The sequence below is a fragment of the Acetobacterium sp. genome, assembly GCF_036508315.1.
GTDB lineage: Bacteria > Bacillota > Clostridia > Eubacteriales > Eubacteriaceae > Acetobacterium.
Map to the genome: position 1 here is coordinate 1 of NZ_DATCHP010000075.1, position 2,700 is coordinate 2,700.

General features: G+C 40.5%; 3 protein-coding genes. 2 read left to right on the top strand and 1 reads right to left on the bottom strand.

Annotation, left to right across the window (positions count from 1 at the left end; all coding sequences use genetic code 11):
- Positions 1 to 210: 210 nt before the first annotated feature.
- Positions 211 to 696, bottom strand: coding sequence for a hypothetical protein (locus VIK44_RS09700; RefSeq protein WP_331553702.1), 486 nt, complete (start codon positions 694 to 696; stop codon positions 211 to 213).
- Positions 697 to 860: 164 nt separating this feature from the next.
- On the opposite strand from VIK44_RS09700, the gene VIK44_RS09705 reads away from it, so the two are divergent.
- Both VIK44_RS09705 and VIK44_RS09710 read left to right on the top strand, forming a co-directional pair.
- Positions 861 to 1,865: a tocopherol cyclase family protein gene (locus tag VIK44_RS09705; protein WP_331553703.1), complete on the top strand. Its 1,005-nt coding sequence runs from the start codon at positions 861 to 863 to the stop codon at positions 1,863 to 1,865.
- A gap of 161 nt (positions 1,866 to 2,026) precedes the next feature.
- Positions 2,027 to 2,700, top strand: a 674-nt coding sequence (locus VIK44_RS09710) for a transposase (RefSeq protein ID WP_331553704.1), incomplete at its 3' end; no start/stop codon positions are given.

Genomic DNA, 2,700 nt, shown 5'->3' on the forward strand with positions numbered 1-2,700 from the left:
ATTCAACTCTGCCATTGTAATGCTCTCCTCCCTGGACATGAGACACCTCCCTCTTTCTAGTGTCTCCTTCTACTCTTTTTCGCCCTAGGGTGACATTTTCACGTGGCAGTTAGGGGGTGACATAATCATATGGCATTAACAAATTCCAATATTTCATTGACATACAAGAGTGGCTCCCCTATACTCACTTCCAATGAAAGCAAGTTCTTATCAAAGATTCATCTGCCCCTGTATGGTAACCGGCATTACGATGTTGGTTTTCTTTTTAACCGATTCTTCCCAGATCAACCGGGTATTTTTTAACAAAAATTCCGCATATTTTGTATTATTTATAATGTAATTTTTGTCCAGCCTTAATTCACGCAGATCATGGTGTTCGTAGAAGAGGTTGGGTATGCTTCCGTTGAAAAAATAATTCGTTCCATTATAAACAATATAATCAAAATAATCATTGTCCAGCCAGTACTGAAGGCGGTCTAAAGCATAAGGCCCCAGCGTATTTATTATTTTAATGTACAGTGTTTCTTTGGTAAAAGAGTAATCCAGCAATCTGCGGTGAAGAATATCATTATTCTGAGATTTATTATCTATTGCTAATAATTTCGGTTCTTTATTGCTGATTACTTTTTTGAAAGAATAATCCGCAAATGAAAAGCTGATACTTGAAAATAAAAATAAAATGATAATTGTTTTCATAAAAAATCCTCTTAAACATTTTACTTCCCTGCGGTAAAAATCGTAAAAAATGCCTGTATAAAGACTTGTTGAAGCTTTCAAAGCTGTATAAAAAAGTTGATATTGAATCACTCTTTGATTATATTTTAATTAATGAATAGTAATATTACTCAACAGGAGGCGGTATGTCAAATGTTTGGAAGCCCGAGGCATTTCAGGGAAAAGGAAAGAAAGAAAATTATTTTGAAGGATGGTATTTTAAATCGGTTAGTAAAGATGAGAAAACCGCTTATGCCGTCATACTGGGAATATCCGTATCAAGGAATAAAACTATATCACATTCTTTTGTTATGCTCGTGGATGCCGCGAAACAGAAGCTTTATTATTTCCAGTATCCAATCAGCGAATTTTGGGGAAATACCAAAAAGTTTGAAGTAAAAATCGGCAGGAATTATTTTTCTCTGGAAAGCATAAAGTTGGATATGGATGATGGAAAGGATAAAATCAAAGCGGACCTTAAAATTGCGAACATCTATCCATGGCCAGTGGCCCTTCTCTCACCGGGAACAATGGGCTGGTATGCATTTGTGCCCATGATGGAATGCTACCACGCCACAGCAAGCTTTGATCATTCTATTGAAGGGCATTTTGATGTCAACGGCATAATTACCGACTTCACCGGCGGCAAAGGCTACCTGGAAAAAGACTGGGGCCGCTCAATGCCGTCATCATGGATCTGGATGCAGACAAATCACTTTGATGAAGACGGGGTTTCCTTGTTCGGTTCTATCGCCAAAATTCCATGGCTGGGTAGTTTTTTTACCGGTTTTATATTTGGTTTCTATTACAAAAAACACATATACCGGTTTGCCACTTATACCGGAGCAGAGATACAAAAACTGAATGTGTCGCCCGGCAGGATAGAAATAATTGTGAAAGATAAAAAGTACACCCTCGAAATATCCGCCGACAGGACCGAGGGCATCGACCTGCCCGCCCCGAAACTGGGCGAGATGACGGCAAAAGTGAATGAATCTTTAAAATCAAAGATATTGGTCCGTTTTTACCGGAAAGGGCCCAATGGCAATGAGCTGCTTTTCTCCGGCGTTGGCAGAAGCGCCGGGCTGGAATTTGTCGGGAACATTCAGGAATTGATCAGCGGGTTTGCTAAACCGCGGAAACGCGGGTAGTTACTGCTTCCAACAGCGGGGGAGGTTCTCGTTACATGGTTGCTAATACACAGTTATTAACAACCACGGTTGGTGGTGCATATACATCGGCAAAATCAATTTTTGTGCATAATGCATAACATAATGGGGTCAGGTCTTGAAATATCAGTATTTCCGTTTCCGTGTTAAAGTGTAGTTATGAGCAGACCACTGAGAATAGAATATCCCGATGCCGTTTATCATGTGACATCGCGTGGCAACGTGGCAATGCGCGAAATAATATATTTCATGCCGATCAAGACCGGAAAGAATTTCTATTAATACTTGACAGGGTAGTGCGAAGGTTCAACTGGATCTGTCACGCTTATTGTCTGATGGATAATCATTACCATCTTTTAATTGAAACCCCCGACGGTAATTTATCTCAGGGGATGCGGCAATTGAATGGTATCTATACCCAGAAATATAATTGGATGCATCAAAAAACAGGCCATGTATTCCAAGGCAGATATAAGGCGATTTTGGTCGAGAAGGAACGCTATCTGCTGGAGTTATGCCGGTATGTTGTTTTAAATCCGGTTCGGGCGAAGATGGTTGCCAAGCCGGAGGAATGGAAATGGAGTAGTTATCGGTACACAGCAGGGACAATAAAAGCCCCTGAATATCTGACCACGGACTGGATTATCGGCCTTTTCAGCAGCAACAGCAGCAACAGCAGCAATAAGAAGGAAGCGCAGAGCCTTTACCGTAGATTTGTAAAAGAGGGAATAGATACGAGTTCACCATGGGATGAACTTCAAGGGCAAATATTATTGGGAGAAGAGTCGTTTATTGACAAGTACAGAGAATTGCTTCA

Excerpts from the sequence above, each read along its gene's own strand:
- VIK44_RS09705 (WP_331553703.1), top strand. The coding sequence starts at position 861 with ATGTCAAATGTTTGGAAGCCCGAGGCATTTCAGGGAAAAGGAAAGAAA.
- VIK44_RS09700 (WP_331553702.1), bottom strand. The coding sequence starts at position 696 with ATGAAAACAATTATCATTTTATTTTTATTTTCAAGTATCAGCTTTTCA.